The organism is Janthinobacterium sp. Ant5-2-1 (assembly GCF_001445815.1).
Taxonomy (GTDB): domain Bacteria; phylum Pseudomonadota; class Gammaproteobacteria; order Burkholderiales; family Burkholderiaceae_D; genus Janthinobacterium; species Janthinobacterium lividum_E.
Genome location: NZ_LNCE01000031.1, coordinates 31,843 through 56,322, shown reverse-complemented (window position 1 = coordinate 56,322; position 24,480 = coordinate 31,843). Strand labels below are relative to the sequence as shown.

The following is a 24,480-nucleotide window of genomic DNA, read 5'->3' as shown; positions in this document are numbered from 1 at the left end:
CCCCGCTATCAAGCCGGGCGGCTTTTTCACGTCCGTCGTGAACGTCGTGTAGGTCGGATTGGCGAAACGCGTAATCCGACAAATCGCGTGCTTATGCGTAGGCGAAAAAAAACCGCCCATCCGGGCGGTTCCTGGTTCAGCGCGCTGGCTGAATTATTTGGCAGGCTCGGCTGCAGGAGCAGCGCCATCAGCAGCAGCGGCCGGTGCCGGCACTTCGGGTTCCTTGAACTTGCCGCCCGACGCGTTGGCGATGTAGACGACGGCGCGCGCCACTTCCACATCGTCGAGGTCGGGATTGCCGCCCTTGGCCGGCATGGCGCGCAGGCCTTCGATGGCGTGTTTCAGGACCGTATCGTAGCCTTGGGCCAGGCGGGCCGACCAGCTGCCCGCGTCGCCAAATTTCGGTGCACCAGCCACGCCGGCGCCATGGCAAGCCACGCAGGTCGCCGTGTAGACGGCTTCGCCGCTTTGCAGCACTTTCGGACCGCTGGCATCCTTGAAGGTAAAGCCGGCGTTGGCAACTGGGCTCAAGCGCTCGGCAATGGCTTCCGGCGACTGGCTGTCCGTACCGGCGCCCGTCAGTTTTTGCGCCGTGACGAACTGCACCAGCAGGATGATGCCGATGACGGTGATGAGGAAGAAGCCAGCTACGGCGGCAAGCAATTGTTTAGGCGTTTTGATCGCTGATTGTTGTTCGTTATGTGCGTCGCTCATGATGTCCTTAGTCCAGATTTGAAACTGATGGCCGTGTAAGGTAGCATTTTTACATGCTTGGATGTAAACCTTTATGAAACCCACAATTATAGGCACAAAAATTGAGCAGTGACATGCAATTGCCAGCGATACGACAGTTTCCGTAGACGTAGGTAAAGAAAAACGGTATCCTTCGCATCACTTCAGAAATTCCCCCTACGCGGCTGTAGCTCAGTGGATAGAGTATTGGCCTCCGAAGCCAAGGGTCGTGGGTTCGATCCCCGCCAGCCGCACCAGACAAATCAAGACCTTACGTTTTCCTTCCGGGTTCTTGCTGTTCATTGATTAATACTTTAGATGGTTAGCCATTTCGTGGATGTACGCGGCCTGCGCCATGATGTATCTTTCATGTAGTCATGCCTTATTTTTCTATTCAAGCAAAGAGCCATTGCAAATGATCCTCGAGCTACCGCTGGTCGAATCACTGACGGTCGAATTCAAGAGCGACCGTAAGCGCTTGCCCGATCGTGAGCTTGTTGAAGCGGTAATCTGCCTTGCAAATGCCGAGGGTGGACAGTTATGGCTAGGGGTAGAGGATGATGGCACTCCGACTGGATTACATGCCGAACGTTTGGAATTGACTGGACTGGCAGGACTCATCTCGGCCCGAACATCACCCTCCTTGGTGGTCAATTTCAAGATTGCTATCGTGGGTGAAGTTCGTGTCGCCTGTATCTCTGTTCCCAAGGCCCCAGGTGAGGTAGCAACTACTTCGGGTACTTATCTCCGGCGCCGCATCAAGGCTGATGGACAGCCAGAATGCGTGGCCATGTTGCCGCATGATCGTGCCAGCCGGGTTAGCAGTTTTGGTCTGATGGATGCATCAGCACAAATAGTCGCAGGGGCATCGTTGAGCGATCTCGATCCATTGGAGAGGGAACGCTTGCGCCAGAGCGTGCAGCAATATGGCGGCGACCGCGTGTTGCTGGAACTCGATGACGAAGCGCTTGATGGTGCTTTGGGTTTCACCGCGCGCTTGAGCGATGGTCGCCGGGCACCGACTTTGGCTGGCCTCCTCCTTATTGGCCGGGAAGCAGCGTTGAACGAATTGGTTCCCACACACGAATTTGCTTTTCAGGTGTTGGCACGCGAGGCGGTGGCATTTAATGAATTCCGCCGCTTTCCTTTGCTAAAAGCATTAGATTGGCTGGAAACGAATTTTCGTCCTTATAACCCCGAACGTGAGATTCAAGTTGATCTTTTTCGTGTCCCGGTACCCAAGGTAGACTTCGGTGCTTTTCGGGAAGCGGTTGCAAATGCCTTGGTGCATCGGGACTATCATTGCTTGGGGGCAGTGCATGTCCGTATGGATGATGATGGATTGACGATCAGTAATCCAGGCGGTCTGGTGGATGGCGTCACCTTGGCAAATTTATTGACGACCGAGCCGCGACCGCGAAATCGAGCCTTGGCCGATGCTATGAAACGCATAGGCTTGGTTGAGCGTTCTGGTCGTGGTGTTGATAAAATTTATCGGGGGCTGCTACGCTTTGGACGATCCGAGCCCGATTATCGTCGCACTGATAGCACTAACGTTGTTTTGCGTTTGGATACGACGGATGGGGATGAGGCATTCCTGAAGCGTGTGATTGAAGAGGAAGGGCGTCGCGGTGGCGAGTTGCCGATAGATAGCCTTATCGCTTTGGCCGCATTACGTGGCATGAAGCGCATGACAACGGAGGAACTGGCGCTGCATATTCAGCGTGAACCTGCTCAAGCCAAGCGTACCCTCGAGGCACTCGTTGAGGCCGGATTGGCACAGGCGCATGGTACGGCGCGTGGCAGGACGTATACTTTGGCAGCTGGTTTGTACCGCGCTGAAGGTGATAAAGCCGCCTATACACGGCAAATGGGGTTCAGTGGCCTTCAGCAGGAACAAATGGTTTTGAGCTATGTACAGCAACATGGTTCGGTGCGGCGTGCGGAGGTGGCGGAGCTATGCCGCTTGACTTCGCTGCAGGCGAAAAATTTGTTGAAGCGTTTACGCGAGTCTGGCCAACTCTTGCAGCGGGGTGAGCGCCGTACCGCTTATTATGTGCCCAATGATGGCACGACATCGCTTTGATGGTTTTGGATATTTTTGGATTATTTTGGACATCTTTGGACATCTTTGGATATCCGTATGTGATTCCAGTAGATTGAACTACATAGAAGCCCAAACGGCCCACCCTGGCCGTTTGGGCTGAGGGTTACATTCAACAATGTCCGCGCCGCCGCTCCCGACGAGGCCGGATTCCGGCCTGTGACCAAGGCACTATCCGTCAGTACATGCAAGGCCCATTCGGCGCCTTTCGAGGAATTACCGTCGTTTTCCCTCAGTATGCCTTTCACCAGCAAGGGCACTACTTTCGTCAGGCCCCAGCGTCCTCCTCCATATTCGCTCTTCCCGTCACTTTTTTGTCCCTGACGCCCCTGCCGTTGTCTGTTTACAACCTCCAAAGTCCTTCAGCCGCTGATATCAATATTGATATCGAAACAGTGGAAAAATTGATTGGAGAGATTATCGCCCAGCCCCTAAGATAAACGCCGAGCATGCGAACGACATGCAAGCGATACAAAAAATATCAATACAATATCTGGAGATTCATGATGCGCAACGCCACCGGCCCGCTCGCGGCCACTTCCCCTCGTCCATTCACCTTGAAGGCAGCCGTTGCGGCACTGGCCGGTACTGGCTTGCTGAGCACGGCTTCGGTCTGGGCGCAGGATGCGGTGGCGGTTGATCCCAGTGCCGAGCCGGCGGCGGAAGTGTCGGTCGTGACCGTCAGCGGCGTGCGCCGCTCGGCCCAGAATTCCCAGCAGATCAAGATGCGCTCGGATCAGGTCATCGATTCCATCGTGGCCGACGACATCGGAAAATTTCCTGATAACAACGTGGCCGAAACCCTGGCGCGCATTTCCGGCATCCAGATCCGCCGCGATTCGGGCGAGGCGAGCGCCGTCATGATCCGCGGCTTGCGCGATGTCACGACCCTGCTCAACGGCCGCGAACTGTTCACCACCACGGGCCGCTACGTCAACCTGGCCGACATTCCCGCCACCATGCTGCAGCGTGTCGACGTGTACAAGTCGCAGGGCGCGGACCAGGTCGAAGGCGGCGTGGCCGGCATCATCGACGTGCGCACCAACCGTCCGTTCGATTTCAAGGATTTCACGGCCAGCGTGAATACGCGCGCCGTCTACAGCGACAAATCCAAGGCCACCGACCCGAACATCAGCGGCATGCTGTCGAACCGCTGGAAGACGAGTATTGGCGAAGTGGGCGCGCTGCTGGGCTTGTCGCAGCAGCAGCACCGCTACCATGAGGAACGCGCGTTCAATACGGCGCCCGTGGATAAAAGCTTCCTGTCGCCGGGTTTGACGGGGCCGGATCAGGTGGGCTTGCTGCCGATCAAGGGCGACCGCCGCCGCACCACCGCCAATGCCGTGCTGCAATGGCGGCCGAACGCCGACGTCGAGTTGTACGCGGAAGGCATGGCCACGCGCTTCCTGCTCGATGCCGAGTCCGATTACTTTGTCGGCTTGCCATGGTGGGGAACGCCTGTGTCCGCAACAAAAATTCCCGGCACCAACCAGCTGCAAACGCTCACGTCCACCAACGTCAACACCATCATGTCGACGCAGGCGAACAAGAATCAGACGAAGACGCATCAATTTGCCGTGGGCGGCTTGTGGGATATCAACCCCGAATGGCGTTTCACGTCGGAAGTGGCCAGCACCAAGAGCACGTATGCCTGGCGCAATCCGATTCTCGACGCGATTACCGTCGTGCCGAATGCCCGCGTCAATACCAACCAGAACGGCACCTTGCACGTCGACTACACGGGCAGCGATTTGCAAGATCCGTCGAATTACTATCTGAAGGGCTTTTTCGACCGTTACGGCAAGGACCAGGGCAGTTCGAACGACGTGCGTGCCGACCTGGCGTACACGCCCAGCGCCGGTGGCATTTTCAAGGAAATCAGCGTCGGCCTGCGCGGCGTGAAGCGCGAAGCCGAATCAATCAAGAGTTTCGAGGGCAATGCGGAAGCACCGGACGTGTCCGGCGCCGCGTTTCCGTTCGGCCGCCAGAGCGTGACGTCGATTCCGGGCCTCAATTGCTTGTCGGAACCGATGTCCAGTGGCGGCCCCGACTATGGCTTGAAGCAGTGGTACACGCCGTGCGCCAGCTTCCTGCTCAATAACACGGGCACCATCCGCGAAGCCGTCACGGGCAGCAGCGCGGCGCGCGCCATGGACCCGGGCTCGTTTTTCAAGGATACGGAAAAGACGTATTCCATCTATACCAAGGCGAAAATCGCCTTCAAGCTGGCCGAATATCCCGTCGACGGCACCCTGGGCGTGCGCGTCGTGCGCACCGAGCAAAGCCTGCAAGGCAACAGTTCGCAAGATGGCGTCTACACGCCTGTCATCAGCGACACGGCCAGCACCGATGTGCTGCCGAGCGTGGCCCTGAAAATCAAGCTGCGCTCGGATCTGGTCGGCCGCTTCGCTGCGGGCCGCACCATCAGCCGCCCCGGCTTTTCCCAGCTGAACCCGGGCGTGGCCCTCGTCAATTCGACGGAAACGGTGAAGGCGACGGGTGCGGGCGGCAATCCGAACTTGAAACCAGTCACGGGCGACAATGTTGACGCGGCACTGGAATGGTATTTCGCGCCGGCCGGTTCCGTCACGGCCACCGTGTTCCACCACAAGTTCGACGGCTATATCCAGCAACGCATTTCCAGCGAAACCATTGCCGGCAAGACCTACGACGTGGACCGCCCGTACAACACGGCCGCCGGCAAGCTGCAGGGCCTGGAAATTGGCTACCAGCAGTTTTATGACGGCTTGCCGGGCCTGTTGAGCGGCCTGGGCTTGCAAGCGAACGGCACCTACATGAGCGGCACCACGGACGACGAGACGGGCAGCCACGCCATCACGGGCGTGTCGCGCTATGCCTACAACCTGGTGCTGCTGTATGAAAAAGACGCCTGGTCGGGCCGCCTGGCCTACAACTGGCGCTCGAAATTCATCGACAGCTACAACCAGGGCGGCCCCGGCCTGGATTTGAAAGTGGCGCCGACGGCCCAGCTCGACGGTTCGCTGTCGTACAAGATCAACGACCAGTTCACCGTGACCCTCGACGGCAATAACTTGCTCGACACCAAGTTCAAGGATTACTGGAACACTGCGGGCGTGTATCCGCGCGATACGCGCCGCTATGACCGCACGGTAGGGTTATCACTGCGCTGGAAAATGTAAGTTGGTCGCACAGTAAAAAATCAAGGGCGTTGCCATGGTTTCGGCCGGCAACGCCCCTGTCAGTTGGGCAGTCACGCACGATTCATCATAAAAAGAATGGACGGAAAGCATGGAGACGCAAAAATTATCTACCGTTGAAAAGGTCGGCTTCGGCGCCGGCGACATGGCGCTCAATGTCGTCATCTCGTCGATGATGTTGATCATCACCTTTTTCTATACCGATATCTATGGCTTGAAAACCACCGACCTGGCCCTGCTGTTCGTGGCCGTGAAAGTCATCGGCGCCATCGCCGACCTGGTCATGGGCCAGATCACCGACCGCTACAGCTTTGCCTCGGGCCGCTACCGTCCATACCTGCTGTGGCTGGCCGTGCCGTATGGCGTCAGCGTCTTCTTTGTCTTCAGCACGCCCGAGTGGCAGTATGACGCCAAGCTGATCTGGGCATACTCGACGTATATCCTGATGACCATCATGACGGCCGGCGTGGGCATCCCGTATATCTCCCTGATCAGCGGCCTGACCAGCGACCCGCAGGACCGCCTGTCGGCCAACGGCTACCGCCTGTTCTTCGCCAAGATCGGCGCCTTCATGGTGACCATCGTCGTGCCGATCCTGTCGCAGCGCTGGGGCGGCGGCAACCCGGCCGTCGGCTACCAGGCGGCCATGGCCGTGATGGCCGTCATGGGCGTGGCCCTGTTCCTGTTCTGCTATTTCTCCACCACCGAGCGCGTCGTGCACGTGGTGGAAAAGCAATCGTTGCTGGCGCAATTAAAAGTGCTGCTGCAGAACGACCAGTGGCTGGTGCTGTGCGGCGTGTGCGTCACGGGCACCATCGGTTACGTGGTGCGCGGCTCGGTCGCCATTTATTACGCGAAATACTATCTGGGCGGTAGCACGGAAACCGTGGCCGCCTTCCTCACGACGGGCGTGGTGGCCGCCATCCTGGCCATGATCGCTTCGACCTGGATCACCAAGTTTTATTGCAAGGTAAAACTATTCCGCTACACGCAGATCGGCGTCGCCCTGATCAGCCTGGCGATCTATTTCTTTGTGAAGCCGAGCGATACCGTGCTGGCCTTCGCCCTGTATTTCCTGCTGTCCTTTGTCGTGGACTTGCACGCGCCCGTGTTCTGGTCGGCCATCGCGGAAACCATCGATTACGGTCAAGTCAAGACGGGCAAGCGCGTCTCCGGCTTTGCCTTTGGCGGCATTTCCGTCTGCCAGAAGGCGGGCATGGCGGTCGCGGGCGGCCTGGTCGGCGTGCTGCTCGCGTATTTCGACTACCAGCCCAACCATGAGCAAACGCAATTTGCCCTGAACGGCATCGCCCTGATGCTGTCGATCATCCCCGGCTTTTTCCACTTGCTGATGGGCTTGCTGATGTTCAAGTACCGCATCAGCGACGAGTACTACAGCGGTGTCAAATCGGAAATGCACAAGCGCGGCTATGTGGCGGCGTAAGAATAATTGAATGGAGTAAACAACATGGCAGACGTCTTGAAACCGCTGATCGAACAGCGCGCCGACCCGCATATCTACCGCCACAGCGACGGCTACTATTACTTTACGGCGTCCGTGCCCCAGTACGACCGCATCGAACTGCGCCGCGCCGACAGCATTGCCGGCCTGGCCGGCGCGCAAACGGTCGACGTGTGGCACAAACCGGAAACGGGGCCGTACAGCGAGCTGGTGTGGGCGCCCGAGCTGCACTTCAACCAGGGCGCCTGGTATGTGTATTTCGCCGCCGCGCCAAGCCGCGAGATCAAACATAAACTGTTCCAGCACCGCATGTATGCGATCCGCAATACGAATGCGAATCCACTGGAAGGCGAATGGGAATTCATGGGCCAGATCGACACGGGCATCGACACCTTCTGCCTGGACGCCACCACGTTCGAGCACGACGGCGTGCTGTACTATTTGTGGGCGCAGAAAGATGTGGCCATCGAGGGCAATTCGAACCTGTACATCGCGCCGATGGCCACGCCGTGGCAGCTGGCTGGTCCGCCCGTGATGCTGAGTAAACCTGAATTCGACTGGGAAATTCGCGGCTTCTGGGTCAACGAAGGGCCGTCCGTGCTGAAGCGTAACGGCAAGATCTTCATCAGCTATTCCGCCAGTGCCACCGATGAAAACTACGCGATGGGTTTGCTGTGGGCCGATGACACGTCCGACCTGCTCGATCCTGCGGCGTGGAGCAAGTCGCCCGAGCCCGTGTTTGCCACCTGCTACGAGCACGGCATCTACGGCCCCGGCCACAACAGCTTCACGACGGCCGGCGAAGGTGTGTTGCTGGTGTACCATGCCCGCACCTACACGGAAATCGTTGGCGACCCCCTGTGGAACCCGGATCGCCACACCTTTGTCAAACCGTTGCGCTGGGATGCGCAAGGCATGCCTGTGTTTGGCCGTTCATCGACCCTGTAAAACCTGGACCGACGCCATGACCCCAGTTGATTCTGTTTCAGTGACGCAATTGCCGTTCGGCATCCTGCCCGATGGCCAGCACGTCAGCGTATTTACCCTGACGAACCGCCACGGCATGCAAGTCAAGGTGCTCGACTTTGGCGCCATCATCAGCGAAATCCACGTGCCGGACCGCAACGGCAGCTTTGCCGACGTGGTGCTGGGATTTGATCGCATCGAACCGTATCTGCACAACAGCGCCTTCCTGGGCGCCGTCATCGGCCGCTTCGGCAACCGCATCGCCGAGGGACGTTTCAGTCTGGACGGCAAGGATTACCAGCTGGCCGTGAATAACCCGCCGAATCACTTGCATGGCGGAAATCAGGGCTTTCACCAGGTTATGTGGCAAGCCGCGCCGTTCACCAGGGACGATGCCGTGGGCATCACGTTCACGCGCAGCAGTCCGCACGGCGAAGACGGTTATCCGGGCAAGCTGGACGTCACCGTCGTGTACGAACTGGACAACGACAATGCGCTGCACCTGCGCTACCACGCCGTGACGGACCAGGCCACGCCGATCAACCTGACCAACCACAGCTATTTTAATCTGGCGGGGCAGGGCGATATCCTCGGCCACGAGTTGTCCATCGACGCGGACCGCTACCTGCCCGTGGACGCGGGGTCGATCCCCACGGGCGAACTGGCGGACGTGTCCGGCACGCCGTTCGACTTGCGCCAGAGCACCGTCATCGGCAGCAGCATAGCTCTGCCGCATGAGCAGCTGCGCATCGGCCGCGGCTACGACCATAACTTTGTGCTCAATAAACAGGCAGATCACGGGCTGAACCTGGCCGCCACCGTGCGCGAGCCGCAATCGGGCAGGGTGATGCAGGCGTACACGCAGGAGCCGGGCATCCAGTTTTATTCGGGCAATTTCCTCGACGGTAGCCAGCAGGGCAAGCAAGGCGCCATCTGCTATCGCGGCGCGCTATGCCTGGAAACCCAGCATTTCCCGGATTCGCCGAACCAGTCGCACTTCCCGAACACTATTTTGCGCCCGGGTCAGGTGTATCAAACGCAAACCGTGTACCGCTTTTCCGCCGAGTAAGCACCGCCGCTAAAACAGCCCACGCCCTGCCGCCACGCGCGCGCAGGGCGTTTTCATTGGTGCTGATGGATATCGTTTTCGATATCGGAACGCATTAAAAATTGATTGGAAAGGCATGGCAGGATTCTTTAGTATTCCAACATCGCTGCCCGGGCCGACGACATTAGATCCGGCATGGCACAACCAGGAGAATGGCATGTCTGAGACAAAAAAGAAGGTAGCCCTGCGCTCGGCCGAGTGGTTCGGCTCGCAGGACAAGAACGGCTTCATGTACCGCAGCTGGATGAAAAACCAGGGCATACCTGACCACGAGTTTCACGGCAAGCCCATCATCGGCATCTGCAATACCTGGTCCGAACTGACCCCCTGCAACGCACATTTCCGCCAGCTGGCCGAGCACGTCAAGCGCGGCATCCTGGAGGCGGGCGGTTTCCCGGTGGAATTCCCCGTGTTTTCGAATGGCGAATCGAATTTGCGCCCGACAGCCATGCTGACGCGCAACCTGGCGTCGATGGACGTGGAAGAATCGATCCGCGGCAACCCCATGGACGCCGTCGTGCTGCTGGTCGGCTGCGACAAGACGACGCCGGCGCTGCTGATGGGTGCGGCCAGCGTCGACATCCCCACCATCGTCGTCAGCGGCGGCCCCATGCTGAACGGCAAACTCAATGGCAAGGACATCGGTTCCGGCACGGCCGTGTGGCAGCTGCACGAACAGATGAAGGCAGGTTCCATCACTCTGCATCAGTTCATGTCGGCCGAATCGGGCATGTCGCGCTCGGCCGGTACCTGCAACACCATGGGCACGGCCTCGACGATGGCCAGTATGGCGGAAGCGCTGGGCACGTCCCTGCCGCACAACGCCGCCATCCCCGCCGTCGATTCGCGCCGCTACGTGCTGGCCCACATGTCGGGCATCCGCATCGTCGAAATGGTGCACGAAGACCTGCGCCTGTCGAAAGTGCTGACGCGCGAAGCGTTTGAAAACGCCATCAAGGTCAACGCCGCCATCGGCGGTTCGACCAATGCCGTGATCCACCTGAAGGCGATTGCCGGCCGCATCGGCGTGCCGCTGGAGCTGGAAGACTGGACCAAGGTAGGCCGCGGCACGCCGACCATCGTCGACTTGCTGCCGTCGGGCCGTTTCCTGATGGAAGAGTTTTACTACGCGGGCGGCTTGCCGGCCGTGATACGACGCCTGGGCGAGGGCGATCTGCTGCCGCACAAGAATGCGCTGACCGTCAACGGCAAGTCGCTGTGGGACAACTGCGTCGAAGCGCCGATCTACAACGACGAGGTGGTGCGCACCTTGGACAATCCCTTGCTGGCCGATGGCGGCATTTGCGTGTTGCGCGGCAATCTGGCGCCACGCGGCGCCGTCTTGAAACCGTCGGCCGCCTCGCCGCACCTGATGCAGCACCGCGGCAAGGCCGTCGTGTTCGAAGATTTTGAACATTACAAGGCGCGCATCGTTGATCCGGATCTGGATGTGGACGCGAACTCCGTGCTGGTCATGAAGAACTGCGGCCCGAAAGGCTATCCTGGCATGGCCGAAGTGGGCAATATGGGCTTGCCGCCGAAACTGCTGGCGCAAGGCATCACCGACATGGTGCGTATCTCGGATGCGCGCATGAGCGGCACGGCCTACGGCACCGTCGTGCTGCACGTGGCGCCGGAAGCGATGGCCGGCGGCCCGCTGGGCATCGTCAGGGATGGCGACATGATCGCTCTCGATTGCCACAACGGCAGCCTGAACATCGACATCAGCGACGCGGAAATCGCCGAGCGCCTGGCGGCCCGCGAACTGGGCAGCGCGCCCGGGCCGAAGAGCGGCTACCAGCAGCTGTACATCGAACACGTGTTGCAGGCCGATGAAGGCTGCGATTTCGACTTCCTGGTCGGCAATCGCGGTTCCGCCGTGCCGCGCCACTCACACTAAGCGGAGAATCCCATGCTGTTGCTGCAATTTACGAATGAACACGGCGGCCGCCTCGTCGGCCTGCTGCAAGACGACGCCATCCGCGTCATCGAAGGCTACAACACGACGTATGCGCTGGCGCAAGACGCCATCCGCAAAAAGGTGAGCTTGGCGGACCTGGTCAATGCCACGGTCGGCACCGCCACGCATTCCTATGCGGACGTGGCCGCTGCCGGCCGCGTGCTGCCGCCGCTCGACCACGCCGATGAAGCGCACTGCTACGTGACGGGCACGGGCCTGACCCATCTGGGCAGCGCCGGCGCGCGCGACGCCATGCACAAGAAGATCGGCGGCGACACGGAATCCCTGAGCGACTCGATGAAAATGTTCCGCCTGGGCGTGGAAGGCGGCAAGCCGGCTGACGGCACGGCCGGCGCCCAGCCCGAATGGTTCTATAAAGGCGACGGCTCCATCGTGCGCGCCGGCGGCCAGCCGCTGCGCATGCCGGACTTTGCCCTCGATGGCGGTGAAGAGCCGGAAATCGCCGGCCTGTACGTGATCGGCGACGACGGCCAGCCCTACCGGGTCGGCTACGCCATCGGCAATGAATTCTCGGACCACATCACGGAGCGCCAGAACTATCTGTACCTGGCCCACTCGAAACTGCGCGCCTGCAGCGTGGGCCCGGCCCTGCTGGTGGGCGAATTGCCCGCGCATATCGCCGGCGCCTCGCGCGTGCTGGACGCGGCTGGCAATGTGCGCTGGGAAAAAGCGTTCGTCAGCGGCGAAGAGAATATGTCGCACACGATCGCCAACCTGGAACACCATCACTTCAAGTATCCGCTGTTCAAGCGCCCTGGCGACGTGCACGTACACTTCTTCGGCACGGCAACGTTAAGCTTTGCCGATGGCGTGAGCGTGGCGCCGGGCGAAACCTTTGAAATCGAAGCGCCGGCCTTTGGCCCTGCCTTGCGCAACCGCCTCGACGTCTTCCCAACCGAATTTGCGAAAGTGAGCACATTATGAGTTTCAATATCACCGGTGATGCATTGATCGGCGGCGTCGCCGTCAAGGGCAATGGCGGCTCCTTCGAAGCGTGGGACCCGGCCGCGCGCGCCCACATCGCGCCCGCTTTCCACATGGTCGACGCCGCGCAAATCGACGCGGCGTGCCGCCTGGCGCAAGTCGCATTCGACCCGTTCCGCGCCACCAGCGACGCGGAACGCGCTGATTTTCTGGACACCATCGCCGCGCAAATCCTCGAGCTGGGCGACGACCTGATCGTGCGCGCCATGACGGAAAGCGGCTTGCCGCGCGCGCGCCTGGAAGGCGAACGTGGCCGTACGGTCGGTCAATTGAAACTGTTCGCCAGCTTGCTGCGCGAGGGTTCCTGGACGGATGCGCGCATCGACAGCCCGCTGCCTGACCGCACGCCGCCGCGTCCTGACTTGCGTTTGCGCATGGTCGGCCTGGGCCCCGTCGCCGTGTTTGCGGCCAGTAACTTCCCGCTGGCCTTCTCGGTGGCCGGCGGCGATACGGCCTCGGCCCTGGCGGCCGGTTGCCCTGTCGTGCTGAAAGCCCACTCGGCCCATCCGGGCACGTCGGAGCTGGTGGCGCGCGCGATTGTGAAAGCGATTGCCCTGTGCAAGCTGCCGGCAGGCGTGTTCGCTCTGCTGACGGGCACGGGCAATGGCATCGGCCAGACCCTGGTGGCCCATCCCGCCATCCAGGCCGTCGGCTTCACGGGTTCGCGTTCGGGCGGCATCGCCCTGATTAAGGTGGCGGCGGAACGTGCGCAACCGATACCCGTATATGCGGAAATGAGCAGCATCAATCCCGTCTTCGTGCTGCCGCAAGCGCTGGCCGCCCGTGGCGCGGCGATCGCCAGCGGTTTTGCCGCCTCGCTGACCATGGGCGTGGGCCAGTTCTGCACCAATCCCGGCCTCGTGCTGGGCTTGGAAGGCCCTGACTTTACGGCGTTTGCCGCCGCTGCCGCCGAAGCGCTGGCGCCGGCGCCGGCCGCCACCATGTTGACGGCCGGCATAGCCAGCAGCTATGCCAAGGGTGTTGCCGCTCTGGCGCAGCATGCCGACGTGACGCCGCTGGTGCAAAACACGGGTGATGAAGGCAAGGGCGCCGCCGCTCTGTTCGTCACGTCGGGCGAAGCGTTTTTGGCCAAGCACGATCTGCGTGACGAAGTCTTCGGCCCGGCTTCCCTGTTGGTCGCTTGCCGCGACATCGAGCAATTGCTGGCGATCACGGAAAGCCTGGAAGGCCAGCTGACGGCCACCCTGCAAATGGATGCCGGCGACGTGGACGATGCGCGCCGCTTGCTGCCCGTGCTGGAACGCCGCGTGGGCCGCATCCTGGCCAACGGTTTCCCGACGGGCGTGGAAGTGTCGACGGCCATGGTGCACGGCGGCCCGTTCCCGGCCACGTCGGATGGCCGCAGCACGTCCGTGGGCACGGCGGCCATCAACCGCTTCCTGCGTCCCGTGTCGTACCAGAACCTGCCGCAAGACTTGCTGCCGGAGTCGCTGCGCGACGATAATCCGCTGGGCATCTGGCGCCGTCACGATGGCGTGCTGGGTAAACTTTAATCACAAAAAATAAAAATACACAGGCGGAGACAAGATGAAGCAATTGGCGAAATATGGCAGTTTGCAGGGCAAGCGCGTGTTCATCACGGGTGGCGGCAGCGGCATCGGCGAATCCCTGGTGGCGGAGTTTGCCGCCCAGGGCGCGCTGGTGGCGTTTGTCGATATCGCCGTGGAAGCGAGCGAGGCCCTGTGCCGCCGTCTGGCCGAAGCGGGCCTGACGGCGCCGATTTTTCGCCATTGCGACATCACGGATATTCCATCGTTGCAAGCCGTCATGGCTGAACTGGCCGACAAGCTGGGCGACTTCGATATCCTCGTCAACAATGCCGCCAACGACCAGCGCCACCAGGCGCAGGACGTCACCCTGGAATACTGGAACGAGCGTATTGCGATCAATCAACGTCCCATGTTCTTCACATGCCAGGCCGTCTTCGAGGGCATGAAGCGCAAGGGCGGCGGTTCCATCATCAACGTCAGCTCGATTTCCTGGCACATGAAGTCGGGCGGCTACCCGGTGTACGCCACCACCAAGGCGGCCGTCGTGGGCCTCACGCGGGGCTTGGCGCGCGATTATGGCGCCCACAATATCCGCGTCAACACCGTCACACCGGGCTGGGTCATGACGCAGCGCCAGATCGACCTGTGGGTCGACGACGCGGCGGAAGTGGAAATCAAGAAAAGCCAATGCTTGCCAAGCAAGCTGATGCCACAGGACATCGCCGCCATGGTGCTGTTCCTTGCCTCCGATGACGGCGCGATGTGCTCCAGTCAGGAGTTCATCGTGGATGCCGGCTGGGTCTAAGCCTTAGCGCATCGTTCAATCCGCGCCGGTGCTGACCGGCCCTCCAATCTTGAAACACCCTCTTGCCGCCGCAACCCCGCGGCAGGAGAGGCATCGCCATTCCATCGCCGGGTTGATCCCGGCCCTTGCTTTTCACTAAAAAACAGGAGACAGCATGAAATTCATCCATACCAGCATCGTGGCCCTCAGCCTGGCCATGGCCGGCAGTGCCTTTGCCGCGCCCGTCAGTGTCACCATCGACGTGACCAAGCCCGGTGCCGTGATCAACAAGAACGTGTACGGCCAGTTCGCCGAACATCTGGGTACGGGTATCTATGAAGGCATGTGGGTGGGACCGGAATCTGCCATTCCGAATACCAAAGGCTGGCGCAATGACGTGCTGGGCGCGCTGAAACAGTTGCACGTGCCCCTGGTGCGCTGGCCGGGCGGCTGCTTTGCCGATGAATACCACTGGAAGGACGGCATCGGCGCACGTGACAAGCGCCCGACCAAGGTCAACACCAATTGGGGCGGCGTGGAAGAATCGAACGCCGTCGGCACGCATGAATTCTTCGACCTGGCGGAACTCCTGGGCGCGCAGACCTACATCAACGGCAATCTGGGTTCCGGCACGCCGCAGGAAATGTCCGAATGGCTGGAATACATGACGTCGGACAGCAAATCGACCCTGGCCGAGCTGCGCCGCAAGAATGGCCGCGCCCAGCCGTACAAGGTTGATTACTTTGGCATCGGCAATGAAGCCTGGGGTTGCGGCGGCAATATGCGTCCGCAGTATTATGCCGACCTGTACAAGCACTATCACACCTTCATGAAGACGCCGGAAAGCGCGCGCCCGAAATTCATCGCCAGCGGCGGCAATGACGACGACATCAGCTGGTCCAGCACCCTGAGCCGCGAAATCAAGCCGAACATGATGGACGCCATCAGTTTCCACTACTACACGGTGCCGACGGGCGTCTGGGAAAAGAAGGGCGCCGCCACGGGCTTTGGCGAAAATGAGTGGATTTCCACCCTGAGCCGCACCCTGCGCATTGATAGCTTGATCAAGAACAATATCGCCGCCATCGACAAGAACGATCCCTCGAAAAAGACGGGCTTGTACGTCGATGAATGGGGCACCTGGTACGACGTGGAGCCGGGCACCAACACCGGTTTCCTGTTCCAGCAAAACAGCTTGCGCGACGCGCTCGTTGCTGCCCTGAACTTCAATATTTTCCACGCCCACGCGGACCGCGTGCGCATGACGAATATCGCGCAAATGGTCAATGTGCTGCAGGCGATGATTATCACCGACAAGGACAAATATTTCCTCACGCCTACGTATCATGCGTTTGAAATGTACGTGCCGTTCCAGGATGCCACTTCGCTGCCGGTCGCCATCCAGGGCAATGGCAAGTACAGCCTGGGCAAGGTCAGCATTCCGGAAGTGAGCGCCTCGGCCGCGCGCGGCAAGGATGGCAAGGTGTATCTGTCGCTGGTCAACACGAACCCGCACAAGGCCGTCGACGTGAACGTGGCGCTGGCCGGCAAGCAAGTGGCCAGCGTGACGGGCCGCGTGCTGACCGCAGGCAAGATGGATGCCGTCAACAGCTTTGCGCAACCGCAAGCCGTGCAACCGGTGGCGTTTAATGCCAAGGCGCAAGGCGGCAAGCTGACCGTGTCGGTGCCCGCCAAGGCCGTCGTGGTGGTGGCCGTCGACTAAGCTGTCGCTCACCTGTCACTCATCAGGCCGGCCCGCATGACGGGCCGGCTGACCATTTTGGAGAAGACGATGCACACATTGACACGCGGCATGGCCGCCATCCTGAGCACCCTGGCGATCATGGCCGCCGCGCACGCGGCCCAGGTCAGCGTGCACGACCCCGTGATGGCGAAAGAAGGCGACACGTATTATTTGTACAGCACGGGTCCCGGCATTACCTTTTACAGTTCGAAAAATATGCTCGACTGGCAGCCGGAAGGGCGCGTCTTCGCGGGCCAGCCTACGTGGGCAAAAACAGCTGCTCCCAGCTTTGACGACCATATCTGGGCGCCCGACGTGCAATTCCACGACGGAAAATATTATCTGTACTACTCCGTGTCCGGCTTCGGCAAGAACACGTCCGGCATCGGCGTGACCATCAACACGACCTTGAATCCCCGTTCGCCCGACTACCGCTGGGTCGATCAGGGCATGCTGCTGCAATCGGTGCCCGAGCGCGACGAGTGGAACGCCATCGATTCGAACATCATCACCGATGCCAAGGGCACGCCGTGGATGTCGTTCGGCTCGTTCTGGAATGGCATCAAGCTGGTGAAACTCAACAAAGACTGGACCCGTATTGCGGAACCGCAAGAGTGGCACTCGCTTGCGCGCCGCGTGCCCCTGCCGCCACGCGCGGGTGAATTCAAGCCGGCGCCCGAGGAAATCGAGGCGCCGTTCATCTTCCGGCGCGGCAACGACTACTTCCTCTTCGTTTCCTGGGGCCTGTGCTGCCAGAAGGAAAAAAGCACCTATCACCTGGCCGTTGGACGCTCAAAAAGCGTGACGGGCCCCTACCTGGACAAGGATGGCCGCGACATGGCGCAGGGCGGCGGCACGGTGCTGCTGAAAGGCGACAAGGATTGGCAAGGCCTCGGCCACAACAGCGCCTATACGTTTGACGGCAAGGATTACCTGGTGCTGCACGCCTACGAAACGGCGGACAACTATTTGCAGAAGCTCAAGATCCTGCCCATGACGTGGGACAAGGATGGCTGGCCGCAAGTCGATGCGCGCGACTTGAACCGCTATCAAAGCCGGCAATTGCCGGCGGCCAAACGGTAAGTGGACCAGGGGATGGGCGGCAGGTGATACGTAAATCGATATCACAAGCGAAAAAGAATTGATTGGATGGCTATGTTGCTTTCTCCTACCATGGGTTCATAAAAAACCGCCCATCCGGCATCCGGCTGTGATGGTATTCCAAAAAAACTGGAGACAAGAATGAAATTGACACGCCGCACACTCCTCGCCAGCGCCATGTTGTTGGCACTGTCCGCTACTTCTTCCGCCTTTGCCGCCAAGCCCCTCGTCATGGGCTTTTCGCAGGTGGGCGCCGAAAGCGAATGGCGCACCGCCAATACCGTCTCCATCAAGGATGCGGCCAAGAAAGATGGCGTCACCCTGAAATTTGCCGATGCGCAGCAAAAACAGGAAAACCAGGTCAAGGCCCTGCGCTCGTTCATCGCGCAAAAAGTCGACGTGATCGCCTTCTCGCCCGTCGTTGAGTCCGGCTGGGATACGGTTCTGCGCGAAGCCAAGGCCGCCAAGATTCCCGTCATCCTGACGGACCGTGCCGTCAATGTCACCGACAAATCGCTGTACGTGACCTTCATCGGTTCCGATTTCGTGGAAGAAGGCCGCCGTGCCGGCCAATGGCTGCTCGAGCACGCCAAGAAAACCCCGGACGCGCAACTGAACATCGTCGAGCTGCAAGGCACGGTCGGTTCCGCGCCGGCCATCGATCGCAAGGAAGGCTTCCAGGAAGTCATCGGCAAGAATCCCAAGCTGAAGATCATCCGTTCGCAAACGGGCGATTTTACGCGCGCCAAGGGCAAGGAAGTGATGGAAGCGTTCCTGAAGGCCGAGGGCAAGAAGATCAACGTGCTGTACGCGCACAATGACGACATGGCCATCGGCGCCATCCAGGCCATCGAAGAAGCGGGCATGAAACCAGGCAAGGACATCATCATCATTTCGATCGATGGCGTCAAAGGCGCGTTCGAGGCCATGATCGCCGGCAAGCTGAACGTCACCGTGGAATGCAGCCCGCTGCTGGGTCCGCAATTGATGTCGATCGCCCGCGATGTGGTGGCCGGCAAGCCCGTGCCAGCGCGCATCACGACGGTGGAAGGCGTGTTCCCTGCCGAGGTGGCCGCCAAGGAATTCCCGAACCGTAAGTACTAAGCTTGCCGCATGATGAATACGCAAGCGCAACACAACGCCGCGCCAGCTCCCTTGCTGGAGTTGCGCGGCATTAGCAAGTCCTTTCCCGGCGTCAAAGCCCTCAGCGACGTTGCCCTGCGCCTGTATCCGGGCGAAGTGCACACCTTGATGGGGCAGAACGGCGCCGGGAAATCGACCCTGATCAAGGTGCTGACGGGCGTCTACACGCCCGACAGCGGCCAGATTTTGCTTGATGGCAAACCCATCGCCCCCGCGTCCACGTCGGATGCCCAGTTGCTCGGCATCAGCACCGTGTACCAGGAAGTCAATCTGTGCCCGAACCTGTCGGTGGCGGAAAACATTTTTATTGGCCGCTATCCGCGCCGCTTCGGCGCCATCGATTGGCGTTCCATGCAGCAGCAGGCGCGTGCCTTGCTGCAGCAATTGCAGATCGATATCGATGTCACGGCGCAATTGTCCAGCTTTCCGCTGGCCATCCAGCAAATGGTGGCCATTTCGCGCGCGCTGAACATTTCGGCCCGCGTGCTGATCCTCGACGAACCCACGTCCAGCCTCGATGAGGCGGAAGTCAATCTGCTGTTTTCCGTGCTGCGCCGCCTGCGCGAGCAGGGCATGGCGATTCTGTTTGTGACCCACTTCCTCGACCAGACCTACGCCATTTCCGACCGCATCACGGTCATGCGCAATGGCGAGCGCGAGGGAGAGTATGCGTGCAGCGAACTGTCGCGCCTGGCGCTGGTGAATAAAATGATCGGCGTGGCGGCCGACACGCAGGAGCAAACGCTGGACCTGGCGCAAGAGGCGGGCGCCGCCAGCTTCGGTCCGACTGTGCTCGAAGCGCAGGGACTGGGCCGCAAGGGCGCCCTGCTGCCCATGGATTTCCACATCCGCCAGGGCGAATTACTGGGCCTGGCCGGCTTGCTCGGTTCGGGCCGCACGGAACTGGCGCGTTTGCTGTTCGGCGCCGACAAGGCCGATTCCGGCAGCATCGTCATGCAGGGCAAGATACGCCAGTTCAACGTGCCGCGCGACGCGATTGCCCAGGATATCGGCTTTTGCTCGGAGGACCGCAAGCACGAGGGCGCGATTTTGTCGCTGTCCGTGCGTGAAAACATCATCCTGGCCTTGCAGGCCCGCACGGGCTTGCTGCGCGCCATCCCGTTCAAACGCCAGCAGGCGCTGGCCGATGAGTATGTGAAGGCGCTCGGCATCAAGACGGCCAGCATCGAAACGCCGATCGGCAGCCTGTCGGGCGGCAATCAGCAGAAAGCCTTGCTGGCGCGCTGGCTGGTGACGTCGCCGGCCATGCTGATTCTCGATGAACCGACGCGCGGCATCGACGTGCGCGCCAAGCAGGAAATCATGAGCTATGTGGCCAAACTCTGTCGCAAGGGCATGGCCATCCTGTTCATCTCGTCGGAGCTGCCGGAAGTGCTGCGCTGCAGCGACCGTATCCTCGTCATGCGCGACCGCAAGGCCTGCGGCGACTATGCGCGCGGCGAGCTCGACGATAGCTCCGTGCTGCAAGTGATCGCCGGAGACGCCACATGAGTTTATCCACGCCATCGAACGCGCCCCTGGCGCGTCCGGCTTCCACTACGGGTACGTCCGCCTTGCATACCGTTCTGCATCACCCCTTGAGCCGGCCACTGGCCGCGCTGTTGCTGCTGTTACTGGTGGCCTTCTTTGCCATCCCCGGCTTTTTCCACCTGGAAGTGCGCGACGGCCACCTGTATGGCAGCGTGATCGACATCGTCAACCGTGCCGCCCCGCTGATGCTGGCGGCCCTGGGCATGACCCTGGTCATCGCCACGCGCGGCATCGATATTTCCGTGGGCGCCGTCGTGGCCCTGTCCGGCACCGTGGCCGCCATGCTGATCGGCGGCACCATGGTGATGGACAACGGCGTGCCGACCTATGTCAGCAACATCCCCATGGGCTGGGCCCTGGCGACCGCCTTGGGCGCGGCCCTGCTGTGCGGCGCCTGGAATGGCGTGCTGGTGGCGGGACTCGGCTTGCAACCCATCGTCGCGACATTGATCCTGATGGTGGCGGGACGTGGCCTGGCGCAATTGCTGACGGATGGGCAGATCGTCACCGTCTATTATCAACCGTTCTTTTTCATCGGCAGCGGCTACCTGTTCGGCTTGCCGTTTTCCCTGTTCCTCGTCGCTGCCGTGTTCATCATCACAGCCGTGCTGATGCGCAAGACGGCCCTGGGCCTGTTCATCCAGGCCGTCGGCATCAACCCCGTCGCCGCGCGCCTGGCGGGCATCAAGACGGCGACCCTGATCTTTTTCGTCTACGTCTTTTGCGCCGCCTGCGCGGGCCTGTCGGGCCTGATGATCAGCTCGAACATCAAGAGCGCCGACGCGAACAATGCAGGCCTGATGCTGGAACTGGACGCCATCCTGGCAGTCACTTTGGGTGGCACCTCGCTGGCTGGCGGCAAGTTCAGCTTAGTCGGCAGCATGATCGGCGCGCTCATCATCCAGACCCTGACCTACACCATTTATTCACTGGGCGTGCCGCCCGAGGTGAACATGGTCGTCAAGTCGGTCGTCGTCTTCCTCGTCTGCCTGTCGCAATCGTCGGAATTCAAGCAATTGCTGCATCGGAGAAAAGCATGAAGGGCTTGCTGCATACCCCGTATTTCACCTCGCTCGTCACGGTCTTGCTGCTGGTGGTGATGCTGGGCCTCGGTGGCGCCGCCTATCCGGGCCTGCTGTCGACGCAAGTGATCTTCAACCTGTTGATCGATAACGCTTTTTTGCTGGTGATCGCCGTCGGCATGACCTTCGTCATCGTCTCCGGCGGCATCGATCTGTCCGTCGGGTCCGTGCTGGCCCTGTCGACCATGATCGCCGCCTGGCTGCTCAACGTGGCGCACTGGCCGCCGCTCTTGGTGATCGTCACCGTGCTGGCGCTGGGCACCGTCTTTGGCGCCGGCATGGGCGCGCTGATCCATTACTTCAAATTGCAGCCCTTCATCGTCACACTGGCCGGCATGTTTCTGGCGCGCGGGCTGTGCTATCTGATCAGCATCAACTCGATTACCATCGACGATCCGCTGTTCGTGGCCATGTCGCAAACGCAGCTGGGTTTCCTGGGCGGTTTTGTCTCGCCGGGTGTGGTGATCGCCGTGATCACGTTGCTCTTGGCCATCTGGCTGGCGCACGCCACGCCATTCGGCCGCGCCGTGTATGCGATCGGTGGCAATGAGCAGTCGGCCCTGATGATGGGGCTGCCCGTGGGCCGCACCAAGGTGTTCATTTACGCCTTCAGCGGCTTTTGCGCCGCGCTGGGTGGCGTGCTGTTTTCGTTCTACATGCTGTCCGGCTATGGCTTGCATGCGCAAGGCACGGAACTGGACGCGATTGCCGCCGTCGTCATCGGCGGCACCCTGCTCAGCGGCGGCTACGGCTATGTGGCGGGCGCGCTGTCCGGCGTGCTCGTGCTGGGCACCATCCAGACCCTGATCGCCTTCGATGGCACGCTCAGCTCGTGGTGGACCAAGATCGTCATCGGCGGCTTGCTGTTCGTCTTTTGCGTCGTGCAAAGACTGATGGCCATGGGCCAGAAGAATACCAATCGGAGTTAATAGCATGTTTCAAAAGAATAAACTTGCCGCAACCATCGGCATGGCGGCGGCGCTCGCCTGCGCCCCATTCGGCGCGCAGGCGGCCAACCCCATCGTCAAGGATATCTACACGGGCGACCCGGCCGCGCTGGTCGACAATGGCAGGGTGTATTTGTACGTGGGCCACGATGAAGCGAGCGCCACGGATACGGATTACCGCATGCACGAGTGGCGCGTGTATTCCTCGTGCGACATGGCGAACTGGACGGATCATGGCTCGCCCGTACGCTTTTCCACCTTCGCCTGGGCCGGCAAGGATGCGTGGGCCGGCGACATCGTCAAGCGCGGCAGCAAGTATTATTTTTACTCCACAGTCGACCATAAAACCATCCCCGGCAAGGCCATCGGCGTGGCCGTGTCCGACAGCCCGACCGGCCCGTTCGTCGACGCGCGCGGCAGCGCCCTGATCACGAACGACATGACGAAACAGACGGCCATTCCCTGGGACGATATCGACCCGGCCGTCTTCATCGACACGGATGGCCAGGCCTACATTTACTGGGGCAACACGGTCTTGAAATACGCCAAGCTCAAGTCCAACATGACGGAGCTGGACGGCCCGATCCTGACCTTCGGCATGGATGCGTTCACGGAAGCGGCCTACATGCACAAGCATGCGGGCACGTATTATTTGTCGTACTCGCGTAACTTCCCCGAGGAAACGGCGTATTCGACGGGCCCGACGCCGACGGGTCCCTGGCATTTTCGCGGCACCATCATGGACAAGAATGCCGTCGTGAAAACCATTCACCAGGCCATCATCGAATTCAATGGCAAGTCCTACATCTTCTATCACAATGACAAGTTGCCCGGCGGCGGAGAATACCGGCGTTCCGTTGCAGTTGAGGAGCTGAAATACAAGCCGGACGGCACCATCGAATTCATCGCGCAAACGGTTGGCCCGGCCGCCAACCCCAGCGCTGCCTGCAAGGCATTGTGAACGCTTGTTGACCACGTATAAAAAGGAGACATACCGATATCTATAACATCGATATTGAATTAAAACTGATATCGATCATGATATGATTTATTCATGGATACCCTCAACCCCAACTGGTTCTTGCGAGCCCGCCTGAAGACGCGGCAATTGCTGTTGTTGATCGCCCTTGACGAGCAGCGCAACATTCACCGCGCGGCGGAAGAATTGCACATGACGCAGCCGGCCGCGTCCAAGCAGATCAAGGACCTGGAAGAGATGCTGGACGTGCGCCTGTTCGACAGGTTGCCGCGCGGTATGGAGCCGACGATCTACGGCGAGACGATGATACGCCACGCGCGCATGGCCCTGACGAGCCTGTCCTTGGCGCATGACGATATCGTCGCCCTGAAGTCGGGCTTGACGGGCCAGGTGGAAGTGGGCGTCATCATGACCCCGGCCATGGCCTTGCTGCCGCGCGCGATTGCCCGCATCAAGCAGCAGGCACCGTTGATGCGCATCGGGGTGCATCTGGAGCACAGCAATACCCTGATGGACATGCTGCAGCACGGCACGCTGGACTTCATGATCGGGCGCATCCTGGAAAAGGAAAGCAGCGCGGGGCTGATCTACGAGGAATTGACGGAAGAGCCGGCCAGCGCCGTGGCGCGCAATGGCCATCCGCTGTTGTCGCGCAAGAATTTGCAATTGAAGGACCTGGCGGGCCAGCCGTGGATATTGCCGCCGCAAGGCAGCATCCTGCGCCACCGTTTCGACATGATGTTCCGCCGCGCCAGCCTGGAGCCGCCCGTGGATGTGGTCGACACGACCGCCTTGCTCCTGATCACGTCGCTGCTGCAGCAGACGGATTCCTTGCATGTGATGCCGACGGAAGTGGCGCACTACTACGAATCGCTGAACGTGCTGAGCATCTTGCCCATCGAGCTGCCGTGCAAGATGGATGCGTTCGGCATCATCAGGCAGCAGGATCATTTGCTGTCGCCGGGGGCGGATATGCTGCTCAAAGCTGTGCGGGCGACGGCGGCGGATATGTATTGACTCGACGCGGTGGTGGCTGTGTCGGATTACGCGCTTGCGCGCTAATCCGACCTACCGTTCACATGCATGCGTAGGTCGGATTAGCGGAACGCGTAATCCGACAAT

The 24,480-nt window shown here is 60.5% G+C and carries 18 protein-coding genes and 1 tRNA gene; 18 read left to right on the top strand and 1 reads right to left on the bottom strand.

The features are described 5' to 3' along the window. Window positions 1-153: 153 nt before the first annotated feature. A complete protein-coding gene (locus ASN89_RS11045) occupies window positions 154-714 on the bottom strand; it encodes a c-type cytochrome (RefSeq protein ID WP_046681924.1) in 561 nt (186 codons plus the stop codon). 199 nt (window positions 715-913) lie between these two features. Here ASN89_RS11045 and ASN89_RS11040 point away from each other — a divergent pair. The 18 genes from ASN89_RS11040 to ASN89_RS10950 all read left to right on the top strand — a co-directional run bounded on the left by ASN89_RS11040 (window position 914) and on the right by ASN89_RS10950 (window position 24,375). Continuing rightward, window positions 914-989: transfer RNA gene (locus ASN89_RS11040), tRNA-Arg, on the top strand. Window positions 990-1,087: 98 nt separating this feature from the next. Next, window positions 1,088-2,818 (top strand): DNA glycosylase AlkZ-like family protein, encoded by a 1,731-nt coding sequence (locus ASN89_RS11035; RefSeq protein WP_200969023.1) that lies wholly within the window; start codon window positions 1,088-1,090, stop codon window positions 2,816-2,818. Between the two features lie 521 nt (window positions 2,819-3,339). Further along, a complete protein-coding gene (locus ASN89_RS11025; RefSeq protein WP_058049310.1) occupies window positions 3,340-5,997 on the top strand; it encodes a TonB-dependent receptor in 2,658 nt (885 codons plus the stop codon). A gap of 109 nt (window positions 5,998-6,106) precedes the next feature. Further along, window positions 6,107-7,459 carry an MFS transporter gene (locus ASN89_RS11020; protein WP_058049309.1) on the top strand — a complete coding sequence of 451 codons (1,353 nt, stop codon included), beginning with the start codon at window positions 6,107-6,109 and terminating at the stop codon, window positions 7,457-7,459. A gap of 24 nt (window positions 7,460-7,483) precedes the next feature. Then, the gene (locus ASN89_RS11015) at window positions 7,484-8,425 is read left to right on the top strand and encodes a family 43 glycosylhydrolase (RefSeq protein ID WP_046681928.1); all 942 of its coding nucleotides are present in this window, start codon (window positions 7,484-7,486) and stop codon (window positions 8,423-8,425) included. 16 nt (window positions 8,426-8,441) lie between these two features. Further along, window positions 8,442-9,512 (top strand): aldose epimerase family protein, encoded by a 1,071-nt coding sequence (locus tag ASN89_RS11010; RefSeq protein ID WP_058049308.1) that lies wholly within the window; start codon window positions 8,442-8,444, stop codon window positions 9,510-9,512. Window positions 9,513-9,708: 196 nt separating this feature from the next. Further along, window positions 9,709-11,451, top strand: a complete 1,743-nt coding sequence (locus ASN89_RS11005; protein WP_034752921.1) for an IlvD/Edd family dehydratase — start codon at window positions 9,709-9,711, stop codon at window positions 11,449-11,451. Between the two features lie 12 nt (window positions 11,452-11,463). Continuing rightward, window positions 11,464-12,456, top strand: a complete 993-nt coding sequence (gene araD1 / locus ASN89_RS11000; RefSeq protein ID WP_058049307.1) for an AraD1 family protein — start codon at window positions 11,464-11,466, stop codon at window positions 12,454-12,456. After that, window positions 12,453-14,030, top strand: coding sequence for an aldehyde dehydrogenase (NADP(+)) (locus ASN89_RS10995; protein ID WP_058049306.1), 1,578 nt, complete (start codon window positions 12,453-12,455; stop codon window positions 14,028-14,030). The genes araD1 and ASN89_RS10995 overlap by 4 nt, the downstream gene beginning before the upstream one ends. A 34-nt stretch (window positions 14,031-14,064) precedes the next feature. Further along, entirely contained in the window at window positions 14,065-14,832 is a 768-nt protein-coding gene (locus ASN89_RS10990) for an SDR family NAD(P)-dependent oxidoreductase (protein ID WP_058049305.1), read from the top strand. 154 nt (window positions 14,833-14,986) lie between these two features. Beyond that, a complete protein-coding gene (locus ASN89_RS10985; protein WP_058049304.1) occupies window positions 14,987-16,534 on the top strand; it encodes an alpha-N-arabinofuranosidase in 1,548 nt (515 codons plus the stop codon). Between the two features lie 69 nt (window positions 16,535-16,603). Then, window positions 16,604-17,638, top strand: coding sequence for an arabinan endo-1,5-alpha-L-arabinosidase (locus tag ASN89_RS10980; protein ID WP_058049357.1), 1,035 nt, complete (start codon window positions 16,604-16,606; stop codon window positions 17,636-17,638). A 159-nt stretch (window positions 17,639-17,797) separates the two neighbouring features. After that, window positions 17,798-18,760, top strand: a complete 963-nt coding sequence (locus ASN89_RS10975; RefSeq protein WP_034752929.1) for an ABC transporter substrate-binding protein — start codon at window positions 17,798-17,800, stop codon at window positions 18,758-18,760. 9 nt (window positions 18,761-18,769) lie between these two features. After that, a complete protein-coding gene (locus tag ASN89_RS10970; RefSeq protein ID WP_058049303.1) occupies window positions 18,770-20,311 on the top strand; it encodes a sugar ABC transporter ATP-binding protein in 1,542 nt (513 codons plus the stop codon). Beyond that, window positions 20,308-21,390, top strand: coding sequence for an ABC transporter permease (locus ASN89_RS10965; RefSeq protein ID WP_058049302.1), 1,083 nt, complete (start codon window positions 20,308-20,310; stop codon window positions 21,388-21,390). Before ASN89_RS10970 ends, ASN89_RS10965 begins: the two co-directional genes overlap by 4 nt. Further along, window positions 21,387-22,361, top strand: coding sequence for a galactofuranose ABC transporter, permease protein YjfF (gene yjfF / locus ASN89_RS10960; RefSeq protein ID WP_046681936.1), 975 nt, complete (start codon window positions 21,387-21,389; stop codon window positions 22,359-22,361). Before ASN89_RS10965 ends, yjfF begins: the two co-directional genes overlap by 4 nt. Window positions 22,362-22,365: 4 nt before the next feature. Beyond that, window positions 22,366-23,340 (top strand): glycoside hydrolase family 43 protein, encoded by a 975-nt coding sequence (locus ASN89_RS10955; RefSeq protein ID WP_082654526.1) that lies wholly within the window; start codon window positions 22,366-22,368, stop codon window positions 23,338-23,340. A gap of 93 nt (window positions 23,341-23,433) precedes the next feature. Further along, a complete protein-coding gene (locus tag ASN89_RS10950) occupies window positions 23,434-24,375 on the top strand; it encodes a LysR family transcriptional regulator (protein WP_035823672.1) in 942 nt (313 codons plus the stop codon). The last annotated feature ends 105 nt before the right edge of the window (window positions 24,376-24,480 follow it).